This window comes from Olivibacter sp. CPCC 100613, from assembly GCF_036959255.1.
Classification (GTDB): domain Bacteria; phylum Bacteroidota; class Bacteroidia; order Sphingobacteriales; family Sphingobacteriaceae; genus Olivibacter.
The window spans coordinates 566,480-591,227 of record NZ_JAWMTI010000002.1 but is presented as its reverse complement, the minus strand read 5'-3'; the positions used below and the strand labels follow the sequence as shown (position 1 = coordinate 591,227).

Below are 24,748 nucleotides of genomic sequence, written 5' to 3'. Positions count from 1 at the left end.
GAAAGAAAAAGTGATCTTGCGAAAAAAGAAAAGTTTAGCTAAATTTGTCGCCAATAAAATTATAACCGATGAGGCTAATTTTTTCTGCTCGTATTGTGATGTATAGAGATAGGGCTTAGCGAAAGCACTTTTTCTATTCTTATCTTATTTCAGGACAGCCCTGAAACTACAATTTATTTTTAACGCCGTTCACATTCTTGACTTAGGTATATACTAAGGCATTAGTCGTTTCTTATGAACATTTCTTGGAAAAAAAAATCATCATTATCTGGTCGGGCCAATTTGTCTCCCTGTTAAGCAGTTCAGCAGTTAATTTTGCCGTCATTATCTGGCTAAGTCTGGAGACGGGCTCTGCGGAAGTATTGGCATATGCAGCCATTGCCGGCCTCTTGCCACAAGCCGTTATCGGACCCTTTGCCGGGGTATTCATTGATCGCTGGGATCGAAAAAGGACCATGATTTTTGCAGATGGATTTATCAGTCTTTGTACCATTGGCATGGTCCTTCTATTTTACGCCGGTTATTTTGAGTTACTATATATTTATGTATTATTGGGGCTTCGCTCTGTGGGATCCGCTTTCCATATGCCGGCAATGCAGGCTTCCGTTCCCTTACTGGCCCCTGAATCGCAGCTATTACGCATTGCGGGGATCAACCAAATTATCCAGTCGATCTCTAATATTGCAGGACCCGCACTTGGTGCATTTGCCATTGGTCTTTTGGATATTAGTCATGTTCTTTTGCTGGATGTTGCCGGCGCTCTTGTTGCCATTATATCGCTGCTGTTTATTCATATTCCGAACCCGGTTCAAGAAGTACTCACTAAAGTCAGTATAAGGCAAGTGTCAGTGGATATTTGGATCGGTATCAAAGCCGTTACTAAAAATAAAGGCTTATCCTATCTGTTTCTCTTTTCGATCTTGGCTACTTTTTGCATTATGCCGGTGGCTGTCCTTTTTCCATTATTGACCTTGCAGCATTTCGGAGGTGGAAAATATGAAATGAGTCTAATTGAGGTTGTATGGGGGATAGGGATGTTGGTAGGAGGTGGGTTACTGGGCGTTTTTAAACCTGGTATAAGTAAAGTTACCTTGATTAACTGCATGCATATTGTCCTTGGCTTGTCGTTAGCCATCTCGGGAGCACTACCCGCTGCGGGCTTCATTTTGTTTACATTTTTAACAGGGATCGGTGGCGTTGCCGCTTCCATTTACAATGCCAGTTTCACTACGGTGATTCAACAAAAAATAGATCCGACCATGATGGGACGGGTATTTTCGATGTTCTATAGTATCGCCATATTACCTTCGGTTATCGGTTTGCTAAGTACAGGATTTATTGCAGATAACATAGGGATTGGACGTACATTTTTGATTTTGGGAAGTGCTATTGTCCTGATCGGTTTAATTTCCTTTGCCATCCCGTCTTTAATGGCATTAGGTAGGGAAGAGGAGAAGAGCAAGGCAATGACGATTACTTAGAAAGCTTCATTTAATCCGAGGAAGAATCCGCGCGCACCGTATCGGCCGAAAGCATAATCAAGACATAAGTTGGTTCGGGTGGCTTTATTAAAGAGCACACGCAAACCGGCACCCCCGCCAGGTTGCCAATGTTGAAATAGTTTAGTGCCTAAATCATCATTGGCAGTTTGGACGTGGAAGAAAGTAACTCCACTGAGAAATTTATTTCGTGTAATGGGAAAACGGTATTCCACTTCCGAATAAAAATACAAGGGGCCCTTAAAGTAGGAAACGACATAGCCACGTCCGCTGCGAAAGCTCGGATCCTTTCCCGTGCCCGGTAACTCTAAGTAAGGTAAAGCGCCACTGAGGAGGTAAGATCCCCAATTCCAAAACGCGAGCACATGTTCTGGGTTCTGCGAAGATAAGCTCCAATACTTTCGAAAATCGGTGGTGACCTGCACCGCGCTTTGACTACTTCCTATCCACGTTTGGTTGACCCGAACACCGATATCGGAATAAATACCTTTGTAAGCGCGGTTTTGATTATCACGTGTGGTATACTGTAAATTGAAAAGAAATCCATTTGCCATATAATCCTCCTGTTTAAAGCCATACCGTTCATTATAAATATGGTAGGGTGTACGGCCCTGTTCAATTTGCCTGTCCACAATTTTTCGACGTATATCAAAAGATATCCCGGCACCTACAAAAAGATTTTCCTGAATCTGTTTATAAATCTTTTCTCTAAAATTATAATATTGTGCGTGTTGCGTGTATCCTCTGCGCTCGGGATTGGTTAGTGTCTGATCGTCATCGGTTTCACCCGCTGCCCGACCAATACCAATACCGAAATCCGGCGATACGGTTCTCGCAGCTACCAAACTCCCCTGTAAATTCCATTTATTCCCGGGTGTATAAACATTATGACTCAAATAAAAATAAATGATACCCTTAGTTGTAATAGACGCTGAAGTAGCCGCAACTGACATGAGCGTATTCGGATCATTGCCCAAAACTCTGCCTGCGACAGCTTTAATACCGATCTGAGCGCCAATACTAGGATTATAAGCGACATTGGGCATAGGTGTTATGCCGGACTTTTTCTTAAGCGAATCGGCTTTTCGTTTGGGATGTATAATATTTCGTATTAAATCACTGATATCGTATTGATAAAAAGTCGAATCAACCTTTGATTTATCTTCGGCAGCTTTTATGGCTGTCGTATCCTGACCGTAACTTGCTGTGAAAATACTTATCAATCCATAGATGCCTACACATCTTAACACGACTGTTGATATACGGTACTTATTGAAGGCCGATTTTCGGAAATTAAATAAAGTGCTAAATTTCAATGCGTTGTTATTTATTTTTTTTCTATTTGGAAAACATGCAATTTCCAAACCAAAATTTCTTTGCTTGCAAATCAAGCAATATTCTTAACAGCAAAAAGGTTGTTTATGTTTAGGTAAGCACTGTAATATTTTCAATGACGATGAATGGTCAATCAGGTGCTCCAGACGAGTCGCTGTTAAAATCAACATATTGGCGGTCATGAAGTATGAGAAAAGGAGAAAGGTATCCGAGGTATACATTTCCTGTTTTCCTGTCGGTAGAAGAAGGAGACTAAATGTATTCGAAATCCGCCGTTTTAGGGAATTTTTCCAAACTTTTAAGTACGATGGAGGGAACAGGGCGTGCTAATTTTCGTTTAATTGTATCGATCCAACTACCTTCTACGGTAAGGATTGCGTGAATCGTATCGGTGTCCGACAGGAATTTGTGTTGAATTACCCAAAAGGAGCCGTCTCTTTTCATTTTGAGAACTTTGGTGTCAATGTAGATGCGAGCGGATAGCAGGATCTCTCGTTTAAATAGACATTCCTCTTTGAATAACACCGGTCCGAAATGTTGGTCGCTCATAACAGAAGCGTTAATGCCATATTGATTTAAGATTGTAATTCTTTCTTGGGCGGCGAAATCATAATACACGCTATGTCTCAAATGAAAATTGGGATCAAGATCCGCCCATCTTAACTTTAAAAAGTTCATTTTGCGATGTTTAAATTATGTTTAATTTTTCCAAATGTTGTTTGTCCGATCAATGTCCGGAATTTTATGTTCCGGATCTAATTCGACATTGATTATCTTCGATTGGGTGTCTACATGAAATTTAGCTTCTGCCCCTCTTTGCCAGATTTCGACCGGCACATTGAAATTATGAACGGTACCATTGCTTTCTTTAACACGCACTAGCATTGGCATAACCATTTGCTGTTTGTTTTCTACGGTAATAGTTGCTCCCTGTTTTGGTTCTCCATTTAGGTAGCTCACCTCTTTAATGGCCTGATCTAATTGCCAGTTATGATAATACCAACCGCGCCAAAACCAGGATAAATCTTCACCGGCACCATTTTCCATGGCGCGGAAGAAATCGGCCGGTCTGGGATGTTTATAAGCCCAGTTGTGGATGTATTGTCGAAAAGCATAGTCAAATTTTTGAGGTCCAAGGATCACATCTCGCAATAAAACTAGGCCAAAAGCCGATTTAAAATACGCTAAGGGGTGTACATATTTACGGTCCATCGCATCAGGTGGAGTCATCAATGTATTCGCCTCGCCACTTTCTGCAATAACTTGTATAATTTCATCTGCGGGATATCCACCACCAGGAGCATATTCACCATCTCGTTTCGGGGCGAATTCACCTTTATTGAATTCTTCCTGTGCCAGAATATTGAGGAAGGTATTAAATCCTTCATCCATAAAAGGATAACGACGTTCATCTGAACCTACGATCATCGGGAACCATGTATGCCCTATTTCATGGGATGCCAGAAGATACATGATATAAGGTTTAGCCTGATAGCCATTAAAGGCCATGCCTGGAAATTCCATGCCGCCAACCGGTCCCGCTACGCTGGTAGCCACCGGATAGGGGAAGACAAACCATTTCTCTGAATAATGCTCCACCGATGCTTTGATCATCTCGGTTGATCTTGACCAAGCAATCGAGTCGCGCGTAGATTCGACGGGATATACAGATTGTGCGAGCGCTTTTTTGCCTTGTGGTAGGTCGATTTTGGCAGCATCCCAAATGAAGGCTTTTGATAAGGCCCAGGCGGCATCTCGTGTATTCTTCATGTTGAAATGCCAGGTTACAGTACCTTGTTTAGCTTTCGTTAAGCTTTCTTTGAGTTCTTCGGCTGACCGGATTATAACTGTCGCATCCGATTGTTCCGCCTGTGCCAATCTAGAAAGTGTCTTTTCTGTTAAAATCTCTTCCTTATTAACGAGATCACCGGTGCCCACCACCAAAGCGTCGGCAGGAACAGTTACGGAAAAGTCGATATCACCATAATCAAGATACATTTCTCCGCTGCCCATAAAAGGAAGGGTGTTCCAACCATAATAATCATCATAGACGCACAGTCGAGGATACCAATAAGAAAATTCGAAAATTTTTCCATTTTTGGTGTTCAAATAACCTGAGCGACCTCCGCCACCCTGTTGTTGCAAAGTATAGGCATATTGGATAGCAATATTAAGCTGTTCGCCGGCTTGCAAAGGTTGCTCCGACAATCGAATCTGCATTCGCGTATCGTCAATAAGGTAGTTGACTTCCTCCCAACGTCCCGCTCGTTCTATCTTTACGCTGCTAATGGTATAGCCCTTACTTGGATCTGATGTTGCTGTAGGAGTTTGTATTTGATTCCCGCGCGCGTTCGCTAATGTGTTATTTTGATCGAGTTGGAGCCAAAGCTCATCTAAGAAATCCGGACTGTTATTATAATAATGGATTTCTACCTTACCTTGCAATTTATAGTTGAGTGTGTCAAAAGATGCCTCAATGTGATAGTCTGCTCTATTTTGCCAATATTTGGGCCCGGGTTTGCCACTTGCGCTTCTAAATTCATCTCCCTTATAGGTATAAAAATCCGGAGCGAAAATTTTTTCAGGATGAAATTGGGCAAAAGTATTGGTTGTTATAAATAAGGAGAAAAGAAAAGTTAAGGTCTTAATAATCTTCATTGAAAAATGAATGTAATGAACCCCAGGTTCTATGAAACATCTATTAATTTTGCATGATTTTGCTTTATTGATGTAAATATAGGCAATCTCACAGATTATTTTTCTTTATCGGTCTTTTTTTGGTTGGAGCCCGGTCTAAATATTAAGCGCAATGTAGGATCATTCGTAATAAAAGACCACATCCAGCTGAAGATCAGCTTCATTTTATTTCTAAAGCCTATAAGGGGGATTATATGGATAAATAGCCACAACACCCAAGCAAAGAATCCTTTAAAAGAAAATTTCGGAAGGTCAGCTACCGCTTTATATTTAGAAATAATGGCCATACTGCCTTTATCTTCATAATGAAAGGCCTTCAGCTCTTGCCCACCGGCCATTCGGGCAAGGTTTTTTGCCAATAGTTTTCCCTGCTGTATAGCCACTTGTGCAAGCTGAGGGTGCCCCTCCGGGAAATGAGGGTCTGTAGTTTGATAACATATATCGCCAATAGCGTATACATGGGGTGTGTCTATTACCTTATTGAAGGCGTCGACAGTGATTCTCCGTCCTCTTGTTACAACCTGTGGTGGCAGTCCGGGCACTTCTCTTGCAATAACACCTGTTGCCCAGATGAGTGCTTCTGTTTCAATGGTTCTACCATCAGAAAGGATAACTTGTCCGTCCGAATAATCTTTTACGGCGGCATTTAAAATGACATTAACCCCTAACTTAGTTAAAACTTTCTCCGCTTCTTGTTGGGCGGTTTTACTCATAGGTCCCAATAATACAGGACCTGAATTAACAAGGTAAATATGTGATCTAAAATCCTTTATTTCGGGGTATTCTTTCGCTGCGATATAAGCACCTAGTTCCGCTAGCATTCCTGCAAATTCCACTCCGGTAGGTCCGCCTCCAGCTACTACGATATTAAGTAGCCCGTCTCTGCGATCCGTGTCTTGCATGCGGACAACTTTCTCCATATTTAATAGAATATGGTTGCGAAGATGGAGCGCCTCATCTATTGTTTTCATGGGCAACGAATCATTTTTGACAGAATCCATGCCGAAATAGTTGGTTTCAGTACCTAATGCGAGAACAAGATAATCATAGGATAAAGTTCCGGTGTCCGTGTCGATTGTGCGCTCAGCAATGTTCACCCGTATTAAACTCCCCATGTGAAAACGCAAATTATCCTTTTTCTGAAACATTCGACGAAAGGGATAACTGATGTTTGATGGTTCAATAAATGCAGAAGCGACTTGATAGAGCAGTGGCGGGAAAAAATGGTAATTGTTTTTATCCACTAAGGTGATTTCAAATCTTTTATTCGACTCAATGGATTTTATAAAATTAATACCGGCAAATCCACCGCCAACAACTACTATTTTCATACCTGATAATTTTCTTGCTTTAATTGTTTCAACTTCTGATTGTTGATTAATTTAAATGCTACCATTTGGCACCTAGGTGCTGTAGATTTAACTGGTACAAAGTACATATTGTTTGGCATAGAAAAGAATCCCGCAGGCTTTCTATGTGTAATTATTAAGTTTTGATGACCATTAGGGGAATTAGCTTGTAACACACGTCGGGGTAAGGATCAACCCAAAATCGATTTATCAAAAAATCATGATTTTTTAGGATGTTTTCTCTTTAATAGGCTTCTTATATTTGAATGAGCAATTGAAAGCTCCCCTTACAGTTAACCCATGATCACTTTGTGTTTAGAAAGCTCAATTTCTTCCGTAAGCAATGCCTTTTCGATGGTGAAGAAGGTATCTTGTTGGTACTCGGGTAGCCTTGTTAGGTGCAAGAAATCATCGACCTCCACGTTGATAGGTACAAATATACAAGCTTGTAGCCGGTTCTGTCCTGCTGCAAAGAGAACCGTAAAACCATCTTCTTTTAATTTGTTCAATAAGGCGTGCGTTAGTGTTTGTTCCATGCAGCAAACATAGCTAAAAAGCAGCGATTCGTTCAAATATACGCGCGATGATTTCTGCGCCGGGATCAGGAATGCTTTTTAGTATGGACTCTGGTAAATATGCCGAACGACCGAATTTTGTTTTCACTATGTTTTTGGTCCCGTCAGCACCTTGTCGAGCCTGCTTGGCTACTTCTCGAAGACTTTTTTGCTGAGCCAATGCCTCGAATGCCGGTTGCAAGGCATCGATCATGGTGCGATCACCTACTCGAGCGCCACCATAGGTGCTCATCTTTTTCAAACCTTGCAGAAACGCTTGCCCCAAGTCTTGCTCGGTTGAATAGGCATTTCCTGAGGCGGTGAAAAGAATGGATAAAAGAACGCCGCTTGAGCCCCCTGCGTCTCTCGATAAGATCCGTCCAATACTTGATAGCAATTTTTCCGGATTATTTAGTGGTAATTGATTTAAGACCGATAATAGGCGCTTTCCTGCTTGGGCAAATGTAGAGCCCGCATCCCCGTCTCCAACTTTAGCATCCAATTTGTTGATTTCGGGCTCTGACGCAATCAGTAATTCGGCGATGGACCTGATCAATTGCTCCACCTGTTTATTGCTGGAGGCTTTATAGGGGATAGTTTTCGGGAGTGCTGGATGTGGCACACTACTCGGTGTCGAAAAGGCCTGTATTTGCCAGGCAAGTGGAGCGGCAGGCGCTAATAGTGCGATTTCCAGCTCCTTGTTTAAGGAAAGCAGGGAAATAGAAAAACCATTCATGTTGATCGAAGACATGAAGGCTGCCGGCCCCACTACATATCGAATTTTATCAGCTAACCCCGTTTTTCGAAAACTATTTAGCAATATATTCATTTCTATCGGGCTCACACTTCCCATATTATTGAAAATCATCGCGTATTTTCCTTCCTTATGCGGTAAATACCGAGCTAACTTCGCCACGGCCAGTGCCATGAGTTTATCCGCCTGTGCATAGGGGACGATTTCAATACCAGGTTCGCCATGAATACCCAAACCTAATTCAGCTTCGTGATCGTTTAATCGCGTGCTTGGCTCCTGCCCCAAGTGTTGACATTCAGTAAGCGATAGCCCAATGGATATGGTGTTGTTAATCACATGCTGTGCCATCTCCACAATTTCCTGTAGCGATTTCCCTTCTTCGGCAAGCTGTCCTGCAACTTTATGAACAAACAACGTTCCTGCGAGACCTCTTTTTTTTACATCAGTGCCGAGTGCTATATCGTCATCAACTGTTACCGTTTCAACTTGATAACCAAGTGCTCGTGCTTGTTCCGCAGCTAGACCAAAATTGAGTCGGTCACCGGTGTAATTCTTTATAATGAGTAAACATCCTTCTGTACCTGTTGTTGCTAAGATGGCCGATAAAACAGCGTCCACGGAAGGAGAGGCAAAAATGTCCCCGCAAACGGCTGCTGTTAACATTCCTTTCCCTACAAATCCGGCATGGGCCGGTTCATGGCCCGATCCACCACCTGAAATAATGGCAACTTTCTTTTTGTTCCAATCCTTGCGAAGTATAACACGCATTTCGGAGAAGTTGTTTAATTTAGCTAAGGTAGGATTGGTTAATACCCCATCTAGCGCTTCATTTACAATTTGATCTGCCGAATTTATAAAGAATTTCATAGCGATTTTTTTGACAAGATACTAAAGAAATTCTTGGATATTTATCTATTGAACACATTAGTAGAAGTTGATGTGCCGAATAAACCAAAGCTCGTGTTGTGAAGAACAGCGGTCAACAAGTGGAAAACGAAATCATAACCGAACAATGAATGTTCGAAAACGGACACCCGAATGAATGGTGATGCCTTTTTTCATCTAAAGAAGCTGTTTTTGTCTGTTGGCAGATTTGTTGTTGTGTCAGGTAAAAAGCTTCATTATGATTAGAAACTACTTCCGTATTGCCTTGCGAAGTTTGCTAAAAAATAGAAAATCGGCTTTCATTAACATTGTAGGCTTAGCATTGGGGCTCGCGGTGTTTATACTAATCGCACTGTGGGTCTGGGACGAATTGAGCTATGACAAGTACCATAAAAACTATCAAAGAATAGGTCAAATCGTAAATACCCAGAAATGGAACGGTAAGCTATATTCCGGTGTTGCTATTCCTTTCCCTTTAGGACAAGAATTGGAAACAACTTATGGAAATAACTTTAAACATGTTGTCATGGCCTCCTGGGAAGGAAGCCACATTCTGTCGCATCATGAAAAAAATCTAAGTCAACCGGGTATTTACATGGATGCAGACGGGCCGGAAATGCTCAGTTTGGAAATCATCGCAGGCAGCATACATGGTTTGGCTGAACCGAATAGTATTATGTTATCTGAAAGTGCTGCAAAAGCTTTTTTTGGACAACAAGCTCCGGTAAATGAAGTCATGAAAATAGACCAGAAATTAGATGTTAAGGTAACAGCTGTATACAAAGATTTACCTTACAATACCACCTTTCGGAACTTAAAATTTATAGCACCTTGGAAATTATATATTCATTCTGAATCTTGGATAAAAAGAGCGGAAACACAATGGGGGAATAATTCTTTCCAACTTTTTGCGCAAATCAATGATCAAACCAGTTTTGAAGCCGTTAATAAAAATATTGTATTTGCCAAGTTTAATCGAGTTGATGAAGAAAGCAGGCGTTATGAACCAAAAATGGTCTTGCATCCCATGAAAGACTGGCACCTAAGAAATGAGTGGAAAGAGGGGAGAGTTGTTGGCGGGTTGATAAGTTATGTAAAGATGTTTGCCTTAATCGGTGTATTTGTCCTATTATTGGCGTGTATTAACTTTATGAATCTAAGTACAGCCAGATCGGAAAAAAGAGCAAAAGAAGTGGGGATCCGAAAAACCGTTGGATCCGCAAAAAGGCAACTTATTTTACAATTTTTAAGCGAGTCCATTTTAGTTGCGCTTATTGCTTTTGTTTCCTCTATTTTCCTCGCCTGGTTATCGCTGGATTGGTTTAATCGCGTAGCGGATAAGAACATGACGATTTTATGGACAAATGGTTGGTTTTGGTCGTTAGGGATCATTTTTACGTTATTCACCGGAATAATTGCAGGAAGTTACCCCGCCTTCTATTTGTCGTCCTTTAACCCATTGAAAGTATTGAAAGGAACCTTTAGAATAGGAAAGCTCGCAAGCATACCCCGCCAAATATTAGTAGTAATACAATTCGCGATTTCAGTATCCTTAATTATAGGGACGATCGTTGTATTTCGTCAAATTCAACATACAAAAGACCGGCCTGTTGGTTATGATAGAAATGGATTATTAATGGTATTAATGGCGACACCTGATTTTTATGGGAAATTCGATGTTTTACGAACCCGTTTGAAAGAACGCGGAGCCATTGAGGAACTTGCAGAATCTTCCAGCCCGGTTACCGGCGTATGGTCTAATGGAGGTGGTTTCGATTGGGAAGGTAAAGACCCCAATTTATCGACCGATTTTGCCACTATTTGGGTGACGCATGAGTTTGGAAAAACAGTTGATTGGAAGATCAATCGTGGACGGGACTTCTCTCGTGCGTTTTCGACAGATTCCTCCGCCATTGTTATTAACGAAGCAGCGGTCAACTTTATGGGAATTAAAGATCCTATTGGTAAAGCCATAAGTTGGGGCGGTAAAGATTATCAAATCATCGGTATTGTTGATGATTTAGTGATGAGCTCTCCTTTTAGTCCGGTTAAACAAACCGTTTACCTGATGAACTACGAAAATGTGAATTGGATCAATCTGCGGTTAAATCCACATAAAAGCACGGCGTCCTGCCTACATGATATCGCATCAGTTTTTAAGGAAGTTATTCCGAATGCACCCTTTGAATACAAATTCGCCGATGCCGAATATGCCGCAAAATTTACGCAAGAGGAAAGAATTGGTACATTAGCAAGTTTTTTTTCCATTCTCGCAATTATAATCAGTTGTCTTGGTGTATTTGGTTTAGCGTCTTTTATTGCTGAACAGCGAATGAAGGAAATTGGGATTAGAAAAGTAGTTGGTGCTAGTATTTTTCAATTATGGAAACTGCTTTCCAATAGTTTTATATTATTAGTGCTGATTTCCTGCTTAATTGCGATACCGGTTTCGTTTTATCTATTATATAATTGGTTACAACAGTATGATTACCGGGTGGATATGCCTTGGTGGGTGTTTGTTGTTACAGCCTTTGGAGCTACGTTGATTACGCTGGTGGTTGTTAGTTTGCAAACGATTAAAGCAGCAAGCATCAATCCGGTCAAGAGTTTGAGAAACGAATAATCAATACATTTCGTATAAGAGGATATTTTTCTATCTTGGTTCACTTGTTTAAAGAAGCATAATTTTTTGAGCAATTAATTGGCCAACATGAATGGGTGGTTTGAAATCGGAAGGTAGAAAATGACGCAGAATTTTTTTGAAGAACAGCATTTCGAGCGGATTGATTTTGCAAGTGACGGATTTGTTAAGGGGGAATATGAGTATTGCACGTTTACAAACGCTAATCTGTCAAGTGTAGACTTATCGAATAGCCGTTTCGCAGATTGTAAATTTATCGGTTGTAATATAAGCTTGGCAAAGCTTGGTAAAACAAGTTTTCAAAACGTTACGTTTAAGGATTGTAAAATGCTGGGGTTACGTTTTGAACAGTGCAATACCTTTGGTATGTCATTGAGTTTTGAGAATTGCATTTTAGATCACTCCACCTTTTTTGAGATCAATCTAAAAAAGACAGATTTTAAGAACACCCTTTTGCGCGAAGTAGATTTTACCAAAAGTAATCTTACGCAGGCGCTCTTTGATCATTGCGATTTAAGTCGGGCTATATTTGACCAGAGCATATTGGAAAAAGCAGACTTCCGGACCGCCTTTAACTATGTGATCAATCCGGAAGTTAACAAATTAAAGAAAGCCCGTTTCGCTCTTCCCGGCATAGTAGGGTTGCTTGCACAGTATGATATTGAAATAAGCTAAGCTGTTTAATTGGCGAAGCGTAAATCATCTTATTCATAATCAAAGCTGAAAGGAACGGTGATTTCTCCTCCATAAGGAAAAGTAATTTTTAATTCGTGCGCGATTTCTCCCTGTCCCGAAAAAATTTTATCATTGCCTTTGCTCTTTATAGTCCATTCAGTTTGATAATAGATGGCTGTATTCGTTAGAAGTTTACCCAAATTTCCGAATATACTGATCAGCTGTCGCGCATCCTTCGCATACATAAATCCGCCATTTGTAGCTACGGCTTGTTTAAGCAGTGATTCCGAACTTACGTCACCAAGACCGATATTATACAATTTTACGCCCTGATTTTTAGCATGATTAACGACATCCTCTGCACTTAATCCATATTCTGTATCTTCACCATCTGTGAAGGTAAGGACAGCTTTGTTTGGCTTGGAAGCCTTATCTTTTGCATAAGTAACTCCTTCGTACTGCGACTTGTACAAGGGCGTTGAACCGCCTTCCTGATCGCGAAGTTTTTCGATTTCCTGTATGATTTTACTAGTATCTGTTGTGAAATCAACTAATTGCTTATAATTACTATAAGCAAAAGACCAGAGTCCGACGAGGTTGTTCGTTCCAAGATTGGAACAGAAAATTTTGGCTGCATCTAAGCGATAATTTTCAGGATCTGTACCACTAATGCTGCCACTTTGATCTAACAACATGAGGGCTGCATAGTCTCCCGTATTGCTGCCATTAACTAATTGCGTATAGTCATTATTGAAAAGGGAAGTATAACCATGGATTGATAGACTATCGATAATAAAGTTAGTCGCTTTTAAATTATCTTCGACATTTTTTGAATCCCTGAAAACTGCCAAATCCATTCGGAACTTTACGTGATCATCTGTTTTCTCCACAACACCAATATTTAGTATCGCAGCGGAAGGTAAAGAGTTGTCATTAAGCGGTTCCACAATGGGATCCGGGTCTGGGTTGTTGTTGTCATCTTTACTGCAAGAAAGCAATAGGCCGATAGAAATTATCGAAATAAAAAGAGCAAGTTTGGTTCTTAAGTAAGTTGTTTTATCCATCTCGTTTTCTCTATGAAAAATTGGTATAAAACTATGGCAAACATTCTCTTTATGCTATACGCATATTCTGTGGTTTTTTTCTACTAGTTTTTCGGTATATCGCGATTGTTTGCGTTATTTTACGTTTTCAAAAAAAAGTACTACAAAAAACGCATAAATCCAAAGATTTCTTTTTAAATTGGCCTTACCATTATAAACGTATTTTAAATCAAGGGATTAATTTTTTATAGCCGTTCGCTTTTCACTACAGGAAGAGTTTGAACGGAATGTTTATTTAAGCTGTTTATCACCTAATTAACTAAACAAAATGATATGGAAAAATTAAGACAATTTCTATTGTTTTTTCTTGTGCTCAGTTCGAGTTATGTTTATGCCCAAGAAAAGACCATCCAAGGTAGGGTTACGGATGCAAATACAGGCGAAGGCCTATCAGGCGTGACAGTAACCATCAAAGGCACCGAACAGCGAACACAAACCAACACACAGGGTATTTATGAGCTAATTGCCACAACAGGGAACGTTCTTGTCTTTTCTTACATAGGGATGGAGCCCGCGGAATTCACCGTTGGAAGTGGAACACGAATCGATATCAAATTAAGTCCCACAGCATCAGGTCTTGATGAGGTAGTTGTGACTGCTTTAGGCATTCGAAGGGATGAGCGTTCTTTAGGATATACGGCGCAAAAAGTAACGGCCGAAGAGTTAACTTATAACAAGCAGCCAAATATGGTGAACGCGTTGCAGGGTAAAGTGGCCGGTGTTACTATTAGCAGCACGGGAGGGGCTCCTGGACAGGGGGCACGGATTCAAATACGAGGTATTAATTCGCTAGATCCTGCACGGGATAATCAGCCCTTGTTCGTCATAGACGGTGTATTGATGGATAACAGCACTTCTGTTCAAGGAGAAGGCGCGGAAGGTAGGGGATTGAGCAATAGAGCAGTTGACGTCAATCCCGATGATATTGAAACGATCAATATCTTAAGGGGAGGTGCCGCCACCGCTCTATATGGTTTGCGTGGCGCCAATGGTGTCGTTGTGATTACAACAAAGTCCGGAAAATCGGGAAGTTTGAAAATTGACTATCAAGGAACAGCAGGTTTTGAAAATGTTGCACGGTTCCCTGAATTGCAAAACACCTATACACAAGGATGGCAAGGAGAATACGATCCCGAGTCCTTTTGGCCATCTTGGGGGCCAACCGTAGCCGAGGCACAAGCTATTGATCCAACGCATCCTGCCCAATTATATGATCACGTTAAAGATGCCTTTAAAACAGGCTCTCAATTCAAGAATACCTTGACCTTGTCAGGAGGTTCTGAGAAGATTACATTCCTATCTTCTTTGTCTCAATTGAATCAAAATGGCGTGCTGCCATCGACCGATTTTAAGAATTATCAGGCTCGGTTGAATACGACTTTTAAATTAAGCGAAAAGTTCAACGGCGGTGTCAATATGAGCGTCAATAATTCCGGGGGGTATCGAGGTAATGCGGGTAGATACATTGAGCAATTAATTTATTGGTCGCCACGTCACGATATTAATGATTATTTAGAGGATAATGGTACGATGCGCTCTTACGGAACAACGACCAACCCGCGATATGTAGCTGAAACCAATCGATTTAAAGATGATGTTTTACGGTTTATCGGAAGTGCCAACTTTTCTTACAAACCCATTGAATGGTTAAATCTTTCTTATCGAGCAGGCATAGATACTTATCGCGATAATCGTTTAGGTACCGCATTGGGATTTAGAGATTTGGTGGGAGAACGTTTAGTAGAAGAAAACGGAACCGATGCTAATCCAGGCTTGGGTTTTATGCGGGTATACAATCAAAACTTCCGTTCTATCAATAGTACGTTCATCGCCAGCGCTGATCATCAGTTTTCAGACGATTTTAGTGCCACTTTACGGTTGGGGCATGATTTATACGATCGTTACATCAGACGAGAAAATACGGAAGGATCTAATTTGACGATTTATGACTGGTTCTCGATGCAAAATGCGAAGACGATCCAAAGTAGGAGTTATGAGGAAAAATATCGTTTAATGGGAATCTTCGGCGAACTTTCGTTGAATTATAAAAACTATCTATATTTGACGGTAACCGGTAGAAATGATAAAACTTCGTCTTTACTTTCGCCGAGAAACTCGTTTTTCTATCCTTCTGCAACCTTAAGCTATATTTTATCCGATCATTTATCCTTGCCGCAATTCATCGATAATACCAAGTTCCGCTTCTCTTACGCCCGGATCGGTAAGGATGCCGAAGCCTATTCTACTAGCAGAGGATTTGATTCTTATCAAGGTCTTCCGAGTGGGTATATCGGGTTCACTAGACCGGCCTTGTTGGGAGATGCTTCTTTAAAGCCAGAGTTTACGGACACTTGGGAAACTGGTTTAAGCATGGCTTTCTTACAAAACAGATTAAGTTTCGATTTTAACTACTATCATTCCGTAAGCAAAGATCAGATCATTAAGATACCCGTATCGGCAAGCATCGGTTATGTGAACGCAGCGGTTAATGCAGGTAGTATGCGCAATCAAGGGATCGAATTATCAATCGATGCCAGACCCGTCCAGCTCCATGATTTCAGCTGGGATACGCGCCTGAATTTTTCAATGAACAGAAATAAGGTTTTATCACTTCGTGAGGACTTAACGCAAATAGAAGCAGGAAACGAATTTGGCTATTTAAGCTCTAACGTATACATGTGGCTCATTCCGGGAGAAGCCTATGGTGATTTATACGGTCGGGCATTGAGACGTTATTATACACCCGATGAAATAGCGCAGGGGCTAGATCAGTCAAACGAAATTGACCCAAATAGGCCTCTTTTGATTGGTGATGACGGTTTTCCGATATTGGATGCGGTTGCCAATAAGAAAAAGCTGGGTAATGTACAACCCAGTTGGCTTGGAGGCTGGAGCAATACCTTTACTTATAAAGAGCTGTCTTTATCCTTTCTTATTGATGCCCGTGTAGGGCAGGAGCGTTACAATCAATTGGCGAACTTTTACTCCGCCTTTGGCATGGCAAAATATACGGAGAATAGAAATGATCATATGGTTTTTGAAGGCGTATTGGCCGATGGAACACCCAATACGAAGGAGGTGTGGCTCGGTCAGGGTGTGGACCCGGCTACTGGACTTGATTATGGCGATGGTTATTATAGAATTATCCATCGGGGTGTCTCCGAGAATTTTGTAGAAGACGCTTCTTGGGTACGTCTTCGTTCCGTTTCGCTAGGCTATCGACTTCCTCAAAAATGGCTACAAAATAGTTTCATAAAGAGTGTGCAATTGTCGGTTACAGGAAACAATCTCGCTTTATGGACAGATTACTCGGGTTTCGACCCGGAGAGTACAACAACAAACAGCGGTTCTAATGTGGACGCTTTTGCCGGAATGACTTATCCATCCGTTAGAAGCTTCTTGTTTACTTTAAATGTTGGTTTTTAAGCATAATACTATGAAAACGATAAAGATAAATTTAGTACTGGTAACGCTATTGACCGTTATTCTGTGTGCGAGTTGCAAGGATTATTTTGATTTGAATGAGAACCCTAATTTAGTACAGGATCCGCCCATTAACTCGATGCTAACAACGGCGACCCAAAAAGCAGCCTTGAATATGCAACAGTTTGGTTCTATTACGAGTTATTATGCGCAATACTTGGCAAATCCTTCGGCAAGTGGAGCTGCTGACACGTACCAAATAACGGATGATTCAGAAGAGTGGAATGATGTGTACTATGCCATGGCCGATCTTTATGATATGATTCAGAAGGCGGAATCTACCTCTGCCTATCTTCATGCGGGAGTAGCCAAAATCATGATGGCTTATCAGCTAGGACTTGTTGCCGATATTTGGGGACAGGCACCTTATACAGATGCTTTTTATGGGACTAATACATTAACACCTAAGTATGACGATGAAGAAAGTCTATATAACGAGTCCCTGAGATTGATTGAAGAAGGGTTGAGCGATTTGGGGCGGACAGACTATTCTACCGAATTGGATGGCGAGTCTGATCTAATGCATCAAGGAAATGTGGCGTCATGGATTAAAACGGGCTTTGGACTGAAAGCGCGGTTCCTAAACAAAATTTCTAAGAAGACAAGCTATGACCCCAATGCCGTTTTAGCCGCTTTGGATCAATCATATGCTTCCAATGAAGATGAATCTTCCATGAATGTTTTTCTGGGTGTTAACCCTTGGGCACAAATCGCTATAAGTAATGCCAATAATCTGCTAGGTGGTTGGTTGTCAGATAATTTTATTAATCATTTGAATGGCAATACCTATGGTTTTGAAGACCCGCGTATTGCCAAAATTACCGACAAAACCATTAATAATAACTATGTTGGAACCCGTAATGGCCAAGGAAATGTTGGAGGCGCTAATACGGTTCACGATGAATGCTATATTAGTATCAATTCACCGTTCACCGCGGAAACAGCTCCGCTTGTTATCATGACTTATGCAGAGTTGAAATTTGTGGAAGCAGAAGCAGCACTCCGTGCCGGTGATAATAATCGTGCCTATGCAGCCTATTTGGCAGGTATCCAGGCTAATATGGATAAGTTGGGTGTGGCGCCTGTTGATCGAAATGCTTATCTTCAAAATGGTGCCGTAGCAGTTGGGGCAACCAATCTAAATTTAGCCCTGATCTTCAAAGAGAAGTACGTCGCTACTTATTTGAATCCGGAAGCTTGGAATGATATGAGAAGAAACGACTATCAATATAAGGATTTTAGGTTACCATTGAATGCTTATCTAAGCAACTTTATTAGACGGGTTGCGTATCCGGCAGATGAGCGAGGTCGAAACAGCAGCAATGTGCCCGCGGATGAACCTTTGGATACACCACTTTGGTGGGATCGGCCCTGATTTTCAATTTCCTGAAGTCTAGAATATATAAATATGTATTTACAAAAAAGTATAAGTGTTTTTCTGCTCATCTTTTGCCAGCTTATTTGTCAATCACAAGAATTGACCTTGGAAACACTCACTTCTTATCCCTTTCCGTCTTCTTTAACAGCTGCGGGTACGGGGAATAAAATAGCGTTGGCAATTAATGAACAGGGGAAACGAAACATTTGGGTTGCCGAAGGGCCAACGTTTCAATTACGGAGGTTAACCAATTTTTTAATCGATAATGGAGCAGAATTAAGTGGTCTTAAAGTCTCCAATGATGGTAGGTGGGTCGTTTATGTAAAGGGTGGAGATCACGGTGCTTTTGAAGAGAGCGAACCAAGAAATCCTTCATCGCTGCCCATTAAGCCAAAGGTAGAGGTTTGGAGTATACCTTTTGAGGGCGGGAATCCCGTCTGTTTAGGGAGTGGAGACTATCCCATCATTGCACCAGATAGCAGACAGGTTTTATTTGAGCAAGACGGTCAGCTTTGGACCGTTCCTATTGATGGTGAGAAAAAGGCAACACCTTTATTCTTCGCCCGTGGTAAAAATGGCAATGCTCGATTTTCACCGGACGGATCGAGGGTTGTTTTTGTATCCGATCGGGATGACCATTCACTCATTGGGGTGTTCCATAATACAGAGACGCCGATTCAATGGCTCGCACCTGATTTCAGTCGCGATTTATCCCCACGTTGGTCGCCAGATGGTGCTGCGGTCGTGTTTGTGCGAACAGCGGCAAATGGAGGAGTTCCTGATTCGTTGACGATGCAAAAGCCGCGACCATGGGCAATCTGGCGCTGCGATTTGCTTGGCGAGCATGCTGTCAAGATTTGGTCATCGCCCAATACATTGAGCGGGTCCGTGCCAACAACGGATGGTGGATTTAACTTACACTGGGCTGCTAAAGATCGTATTATCTTCGTATCTTATCACGATGGCTGGCCCCACTTATATAGTGTTTCAGCCCAAGGTGGAGAGGCTATATGTCTCACGCCGGGCGATTTTATGGTGGAACATGTTCGGTTAAGTACCGATCGTAATCGGGTGCTGTTCAGTGCTAATACAGGTGACAATAACGATGATATTGATCGGCGGCATTTATATAGCGTATCCATAGCTAAAAATCAATTAGAAGCGCTAACGCAAGGTGAAGGTATAGAGGCATTTCCGGTGCCAACGGGTGATGACCAATATGTGTTATTCATTAAGTCAACGGCACACTTAGCTCCTACGCTGACCGTCATGCCCTTTAAACCTCGTGCCCCACAACGAATGATCGGCGAAAAATTAGTCCCGCAAGCACTTCGCGATGCATCCTTAATTAAACCTCAATCCGTAAGCTGGAAATCGACGGATGGGAAAACGGTATATGGGCAGCTTTTTGAACCTAAGCATAAAACGCAGAAGCAACCAGCAATTGTATTTATTCATGGCGGTCCGCAAAGACAAATGCTATCAGGATGGCATTACGGTGATTATTATGCCAACACCTATGCCTTAAATCAATATTTGGCAAGTAAAGGCTTTATTGTGCTGGCGGTTAATTATCGACTGGGAATCGGTTATGGCTTTGACTTCCATAAACCCGCAAATGCCGGTCGATTCGGCGCTTCCGAGTATCTTGATATTCGTTCTGCAGGTCAATGGCTCGCAAAACGTGCCGATGTAGATGCGCAACGCATTGGTGTTTATGGGGGATCCTACGGAGGGTATTTAACTGCATTAGCCCTGGGTAAAGATCCAGATTTATTTGCTGCAGGTGTTGATATTCATGGTGTGCATAATTACATGGGTAGGGTTCACCGACAATCTGCTGAATTAGCACCCGATGTGGATCTAGCTATAAAATTGGCCAAGGAGTCGTCACCTGTTTCGTGGGTTGATCATTGGAAATCGCCTACTTTAATTATACATGGTGATGATGATGGCAATGTGGACTTTCACCAAAGTGTTGATTTAATTGAGCGCTTAAAAACGCAATCGATTCACCTGGAAACCATTATGATACCAGATGAGACACACCATTGGATGCTGTACCGAAATCAATTACGAGTTGATCAGGCAGTCGCTGATTTTTTTGAGAAAACGTTAACAAAAACAAAAAAGTGAAAATTTTAATTTTTAAGATAAATCCGCTAAGGTTACGGCTCTTCATTTACAGTATTTTTTGCTTCTTTTCCTGGCCTGGTCGCTTATTTGCACAAGAAGCTATGTTGCCCAGTGGCTTTGATAATTATGTAAATCAAGTATTAGAAACTTTTGATGTACCCGGTTTAAGTGTCGGTATTGTAAAAGATGGAAAGATCCTATTGACGAAAGGGTATGGTGTCAGAAAAATGGGCGAGGCGGCTCCTGTCACTGGAGAAACACTTTTTAGTATCGCCTCCAATAGCAAAGCTTTTACGGCGACAGCACTTGGCTTACTGGTAGAAGCAGGGAAGTTAAAATGGGAGGATCGTGTGATCAAGTACCTGCCTTGGTTTCAACTAAGCGATGATTATGTTACAAGTCATCTGACAATACGTGATTTATTAGTACATCACAGCGGTCTGCCTGCTTATGCGAATGATTTGCTGTTATTTCCGCCATCGACGTTTAGTCGGAAAGAACTATTACAGAAATTGGCGAATGTACCACTCGAACACGACTTTCGCTCTGTATATGCCTATGATAACATTCTTTATATAGCGGCAGGAGAGGTGATTGAAAAGGTGTCGGGCATGACTTGGGAAGAATTTATTAAAGAAAAAATCTTTGATGTGGTCGGCATGCAGCATAGCATCAGTAAGTTTTCAAGTTTAAAGCAGCAAGAAAACGTTGCTTATGCACATGTAAAGAGAGCAGGTAAATTGAAGGTAATTACGAGTTTTTTTGATCAAAATATTGGCGATGCCGGAAATCCAGCAGGAGGCATCGCGTCCTGTGCTATTGACATGACGAAATGGGTTGCTACGCAACTGGATTCAGGTTTGACTTTGAGTAGTGGTCGTTTATTTAAGTCAGGTACCACAGAGGAACTCTGGAAGATTGTGCGGCCAATGCCGATTCCCAAAGAACCCGGTTGGCTTCAACCTGCACAGAAAAAATTCTATGGATATGCTTTAGGGTTTAGAAAATACGACTATAGAGGATATCAGGTAATTGGGCATGGAGGTCTTTTAACTGGATTTGTGTCTCAAATTGCAATCGTTCCACAAAAGCGCCTGGGTATCGTTGTATTGACTAATCAATTATCATCAGGAGCCTATTGGGCAATCATCAACCACCTGCTAGATTATTACTTACAAGCAAAACCCTTCGACTGGCTTGCCGGCTATAAGAAAGAATCGGATAAAGCACAAAACAAACAAGACTCTTTGGAGAAAGCACTTCGACCCGATTCCACTTTGAAGTTAAGTTTACCATTAAGGGCCTATGCCGGGGTGTACACCGACAAATTACTGGGGAGCATTCGTATTAAAAATGAACAGGACAAATTAGTATTACGATTTTTGAACTCACCTCAATTAAATGCATCGCTAGTGCACTTTCATGGCGATATTTTTTCACTAGTATTTGATAATCAAGATCGAAGTTCAGCACCTATGTTGTCCTTTTCTTTGAATCCCGATAAATCGATACGGGAGGCAAGCTTTATATCGTCATTTACAGATGCAGATAACGATTGGGAGTCGATTGTTCTTAAACCAGATAAAAATGCAATTATTGATACCTTAATGTTAAAGAAAAAAATCGAGGAGGTTCTTCAACAAGGAAAACCGGGAGCATTCGCCATCGCATTTAAAGATTTGTCGGATAATGATACATATCTTTATAACGAGCATCAATTATTTCATGCAGCCAGCACGATGAAAACACCTGTGTTAGCGGAGGCATTTCGACAAATAGAACAGGGTAAATTTGCCTTGTCTGACTCCATTAAAGTTTATAATAAATTCAAAAGCATCTACGATGGAAGCCTTTATGCTGTGGATGCACAGGACGATAGCGATCAAGGACTTTATGCATTGGTGGGGAGGAAAACGACTGTTGCGGATTTGCTGTTTAGAATGATCACGCAAAGTAGCAACCTCGCCACCAATATTGTAATAGATTTAGTCGGTGCAAAGCATGTTATGAAAACCATGAGAGGTTTGGGAGCAAAAGAAATGAAGATTCTTCGCGGTGTTGAAGATAGCCAAGCCTTCACACATGGAATGAACAATATGGTTAGTGCCTATGATTTGTCGTTATTATTTGAGCAACTGGCAACGAACAAATTGGTTAGTGAACATGCAAGTGAAGAGATGTTGGCTATACTGATGCAACAGCACTTCCGAGGCATCATCCCTGCGAAGCTACCGGAAGACGTTAAAGTAGCCAATAAAACAGGGTCTATCAATAAAATATGCCATGATTCTGGCATTATTTTTTTACCTGATGGGCGAAAATATGTACTGATATTACTTTCAAAAGATCTGGCGGAAAAGCAGGCGGAAAAATACTTAGCAGAGATATCCGGCATTTTCTACCATTACGTGCGTAATAAAGATAGAAATTGAGAAGCCCCAATAGTCTATTAGAGTTGTAGATTTTTAACTTTTATTCTACCTTTGCCTCTCTATTCTGGTTGAAACTGTAATTTGGTTTTGATAGATCGATAATACATCAGGGCATCGTCAGCTTTACGGACGGTAAATATATGATTGAACTAAAGGATATAAGCAAAGTTTTCCGAAAAAAAAACATCGACATCAGGGCGCTTACCGAGGTTAACTTGAAAATTCCGGAAGGTCGTATATTTGGTATCATTGGTTCATCGGGCGCGGGGAAAAGTACCCTCATAAGATGTATCAATTTACTTGAAAGACCTACTCGGGGGCAAGTATTAATCGATGATGTAGACCTTATGACCCTGCCCGCTCGCAAACTTGTCGATGTTCGACGAAAGATCGGTATGATATTTCAGCATTTTAATCTGTTATCTTCACGTACCGTTTTTGAAAATATTGCTTTTCCACTCGAATTAATTCAGACGCCAAAAGACCGTATTCAGTGTAGAGTGAAAGAACTGCTAGACTTAGTCGGTTTGGGAAGCAAGCGGGATGACTATCCTGCCAGTTTGTCCGGGGGACAAAAACAACGGGTCGCCATCGCAAGAGCATTAGCCAATGAGCCTGCCGTTCTACTTTGTGATGAAGCAACCAGTGCACTCGATCCCGCAACAACCCGGTCCATCTTGAGCTTGTTAAAAGACATTAATAAACGGCTCCATATTACCATTGTTTTAATCACACATGAAATGGATGTGGTGAAAGCAATCTGTGATGATGTTGCCGTTTTGTCGGACGGAAGAATCATTGAGCAGGGAAGTGTGCGCGAAATATTTTCAAATGCTCAAACGGATTTAACACAACAGTTTATAAACTCATCGCTTCATATAGATATTGCCCATGAGTATTTAAATCGCATGGTGCCGGTGTCTGATGATGGTGACAAGGATCTGTTATTAAAAGTACACTTTAACGGCACGAGTACTGAAGAACCTTTTCTCTCTTCGATTGTCAAATTGTTTGACGTGGACTATGAAGTACTAAACGCAAAAATGGATACGCTCGGAAATATGCAAGTAGGTGTCATGCTATTGAAAATCAGTGGTGCGGTAGATTCCCTAACGAATGTTGTTAATTATTTTAAAAATAAAGGGCTAGAGGTGGAGGTAATAGGTTATGTCTGACGCGATGCTGTTGATGCTTTTGAAAGGGACTTGGGAAACTATTATTATGACCTTCGTTTCTGGTTTTTTTGGATTCTGTCTTGGACTGCCAACGGGCATTTTACTATTTATAACACGGGAAGGCCAGATGCTGGCCAACCGACAATTAAATCGAGTTGTCGCCATTATTGTAAACGCCTTTCGTTCCATTCCATTTATTATCCTTATTGTTTGGATGATTCCTTTTACCCGTCTGGTGGTGGGTACTTCCATTGGAGTTGGAGCTGCCCTGGTTCCTTTGAGTATCGGAGCGGCACCGTTTATTGCCAGAATGATTGAAAACTGCCTATTAGAAGTTCCTCATGGATTAGTGGAGGCAGCCAGGGCTATGGGAGCGAAGCCTATCCAAGTTGTTCGTAAAGTCTTGTTACCTGAAGCCATGCCGGCCATTATAAACAGTGCAAGTATAACACTCATTACCTTAGTAGGTTATTCGGCTATGGGTGGTGCTGTAGGAGCTGGAGGACTAGGTCACATTGGTTACCAATATGGCTACGTTGGTTACGATGCTGTTGTAATGAATGTAGTATTAGTATTATTGGTCGCATTGGTTTTTCTGATCCAATTTTTGGGAGATTTTATTTCAAAGAAAGTAGATCATCGGAAGTAATTT

16 protein-coding genes are annotated in these 24,748 nt (G+C 41.4%); 9 read left to right on the top strand and 7 right to left on the bottom strand.

Annotated elements, in window-relative coordinates:
• The first annotated feature begins 245 nt into the window (after positions 1–245).
• The gene (locus RYH73_RS08920; protein WP_335313071.1) at positions 246–1,481 is read left to right on the top strand and encodes an MFS transporter; all 1,236 of its coding nucleotides are present in this window, start codon (positions 246–248) and stop codon (positions 1,479–1,481) included.
• Here RYH73_RS08920 and RYH73_RS08915 read toward each other — a convergent pair.
• The 6 genes from RYH73_RS08915 to RYH73_RS08890 all read right to left on the bottom strand — a co-directional run bounded on the left by RYH73_RS08915 (position 1,478) and on the right by RYH73_RS08890 (position 9,055).
• Positions 1,478–2,815, bottom strand: coding sequence for a hypothetical protein (locus RYH73_RS08915; protein ID WP_335313070.1), 1,338 nt, complete (start codon positions 2,813–2,815; stop codon positions 1,478–1,480). The two genes, RYH73_RS08920 and RYH73_RS08915, sit on opposite strands and share 4 nt — an antisense overlap.
• 271 nt (positions 2,816–3,086) lie before the next feature.
• Entirely contained in the window at positions 3,087–3,512 is a 426-nt protein-coding gene (locus RYH73_RS08910) for an acyl-CoA thioesterase (RefSeq protein ID WP_335313069.1), read from the bottom strand.
• 21 nt (positions 3,513–3,533) lie between these two features.
• A complete protein-coding gene (locus RYH73_RS08905) occupies positions 3,534–5,492 on the bottom strand; it encodes a M1 family metallopeptidase (protein ID WP_335313068.1) in 1,959 nt (652 codons plus the stop codon).
• 95 nt (positions 5,493–5,587) lie between these two features.
• Positions 5,588–6,862, bottom strand: coding sequence for an NAD(P)/FAD-dependent oxidoreductase (locus tag RYH73_RS08900; RefSeq protein WP_335313067.1), 1,275 nt, complete (start codon positions 6,860–6,862; stop codon positions 5,588–5,590).
• A gap of 311 nt (positions 6,863–7,173) precedes the next feature.
• Complete coding sequence (locus tag RYH73_RS08895; protein ID WP_335313066.1) at positions 7,174–7,416, bottom strand: hypothetical protein; 243 nt, start codon at positions 7,414–7,416, stop codon at positions 7,174–7,176.
• 13 nt (positions 7,417–7,429) lie between these two features.
• Entirely contained in the window at positions 7,430–9,055 is a 1,626-nt protein-coding gene (locus RYH73_RS08890; RefSeq protein ID WP_335313065.1) for a dihydroxyacetone kinase subunit DhaK, read from the bottom strand.
• A 256-nt stretch (positions 9,056–9,311) separates the two neighbouring features.
• Between RYH73_RS08890 and RYH73_RS08885 the strand changes: the two genes are divergently transcribed.
• Positions 9,312–11,696: an ABC transporter permease gene (locus RYH73_RS08885; RefSeq protein ID WP_335313064.1), complete on the top strand. Its 2,385-nt coding sequence runs from the start codon at positions 9,312–9,314 to the stop codon at positions 11,694–11,696.
• A 120-nt stretch (positions 11,697–11,816) separates the two neighbouring features.
• Complete coding sequence (locus RYH73_RS08880; RefSeq protein WP_335313063.1) at positions 11,817–12,389, top strand: pentapeptide repeat-containing protein; 573 nt, start codon at positions 11,817–11,819, stop codon at positions 12,387–12,389.
• A 29-nt stretch (positions 12,390–12,418) separates the two neighbouring features.
• Here the strand turns inward: RYH73_RS08880 and RYH73_RS08875 are convergent, their stop codons facing one another.
• Positions 12,419–13,453 carry a vWA domain-containing protein gene (locus tag RYH73_RS08875; RefSeq protein ID WP_335313062.1) on the bottom strand — a complete coding sequence of 345 codons (1,035 nt, stop codon included), beginning with the start codon at positions 13,451–13,453 and terminating at the stop codon, positions 12,419–12,421.
• A 312-nt stretch (positions 13,454–13,765) separates the two neighbouring features.
• Between RYH73_RS08875 and RYH73_RS08870 the strand changes: the two genes are divergently transcribed.
• The 6 genes from RYH73_RS08870 (at position 13,766) to metI (ending at position 24,745) form a co-directional block, all read left to right on the top strand.
• Entirely contained in the window at positions 13,766–16,918 is a 3,153-nt protein-coding gene (locus tag RYH73_RS08870; RefSeq protein WP_335313061.1) for a SusC/RagA family TonB-linked outer membrane protein, read from the top strand.
• Positions 16,919–16,928: 10 nt separating this feature from the next.
• Entirely contained in the window at positions 16,929–18,350 is a 1,422-nt protein-coding gene (locus RYH73_RS08865) for a SusD/RagB family nutrient-binding outer membrane lipoprotein (protein ID WP_335313060.1), read from the top strand.
• A 33-nt stretch (positions 18,351–18,383) separates the two neighbouring features.
• Positions 18,384–20,489 carry a S9 family peptidase gene (locus RYH73_RS08860; RefSeq protein ID WP_335313059.1) on the top strand — a complete coding sequence of 702 codons (2,106 nt, stop codon included), beginning with the start codon at positions 18,384–18,386 and terminating at the stop codon, positions 20,487–20,489.
• A complete protein-coding gene (locus RYH73_RS08855) occupies positions 20,486–22,921 on the top strand; it encodes a serine hydrolase (RefSeq protein WP_335313058.1) in 2,436 nt (811 codons plus the stop codon). Before RYH73_RS08860 ends, RYH73_RS08855 begins: the two co-directional genes overlap by 4 nt.
• A 140-nt stretch (positions 22,922–23,061) precedes the next feature.
• On the top strand, positions 23,062–24,096 hold the full coding sequence (locus RYH73_RS08850; protein ID WP_335313057.1) for a methionine ABC transporter ATP-binding protein: 1,035 nt from the start codon (positions 23,062–23,064) through the stop codon (positions 24,094–24,096).
• Positions 24,089–24,745 (top strand): methionine ABC transporter permease MetI, encoded by a 657-nt coding sequence (metI, locus tag RYH73_RS08845; RefSeq protein WP_335313056.1) that lies wholly within the window; start codon positions 24,089–24,091, stop codon positions 24,743–24,745. The genes RYH73_RS08850 and metI overlap by 8 nt, the downstream gene beginning before the upstream one ends.
• The last annotated feature ends 3 nt before the right edge of the window (positions 24,746–24,748 follow it).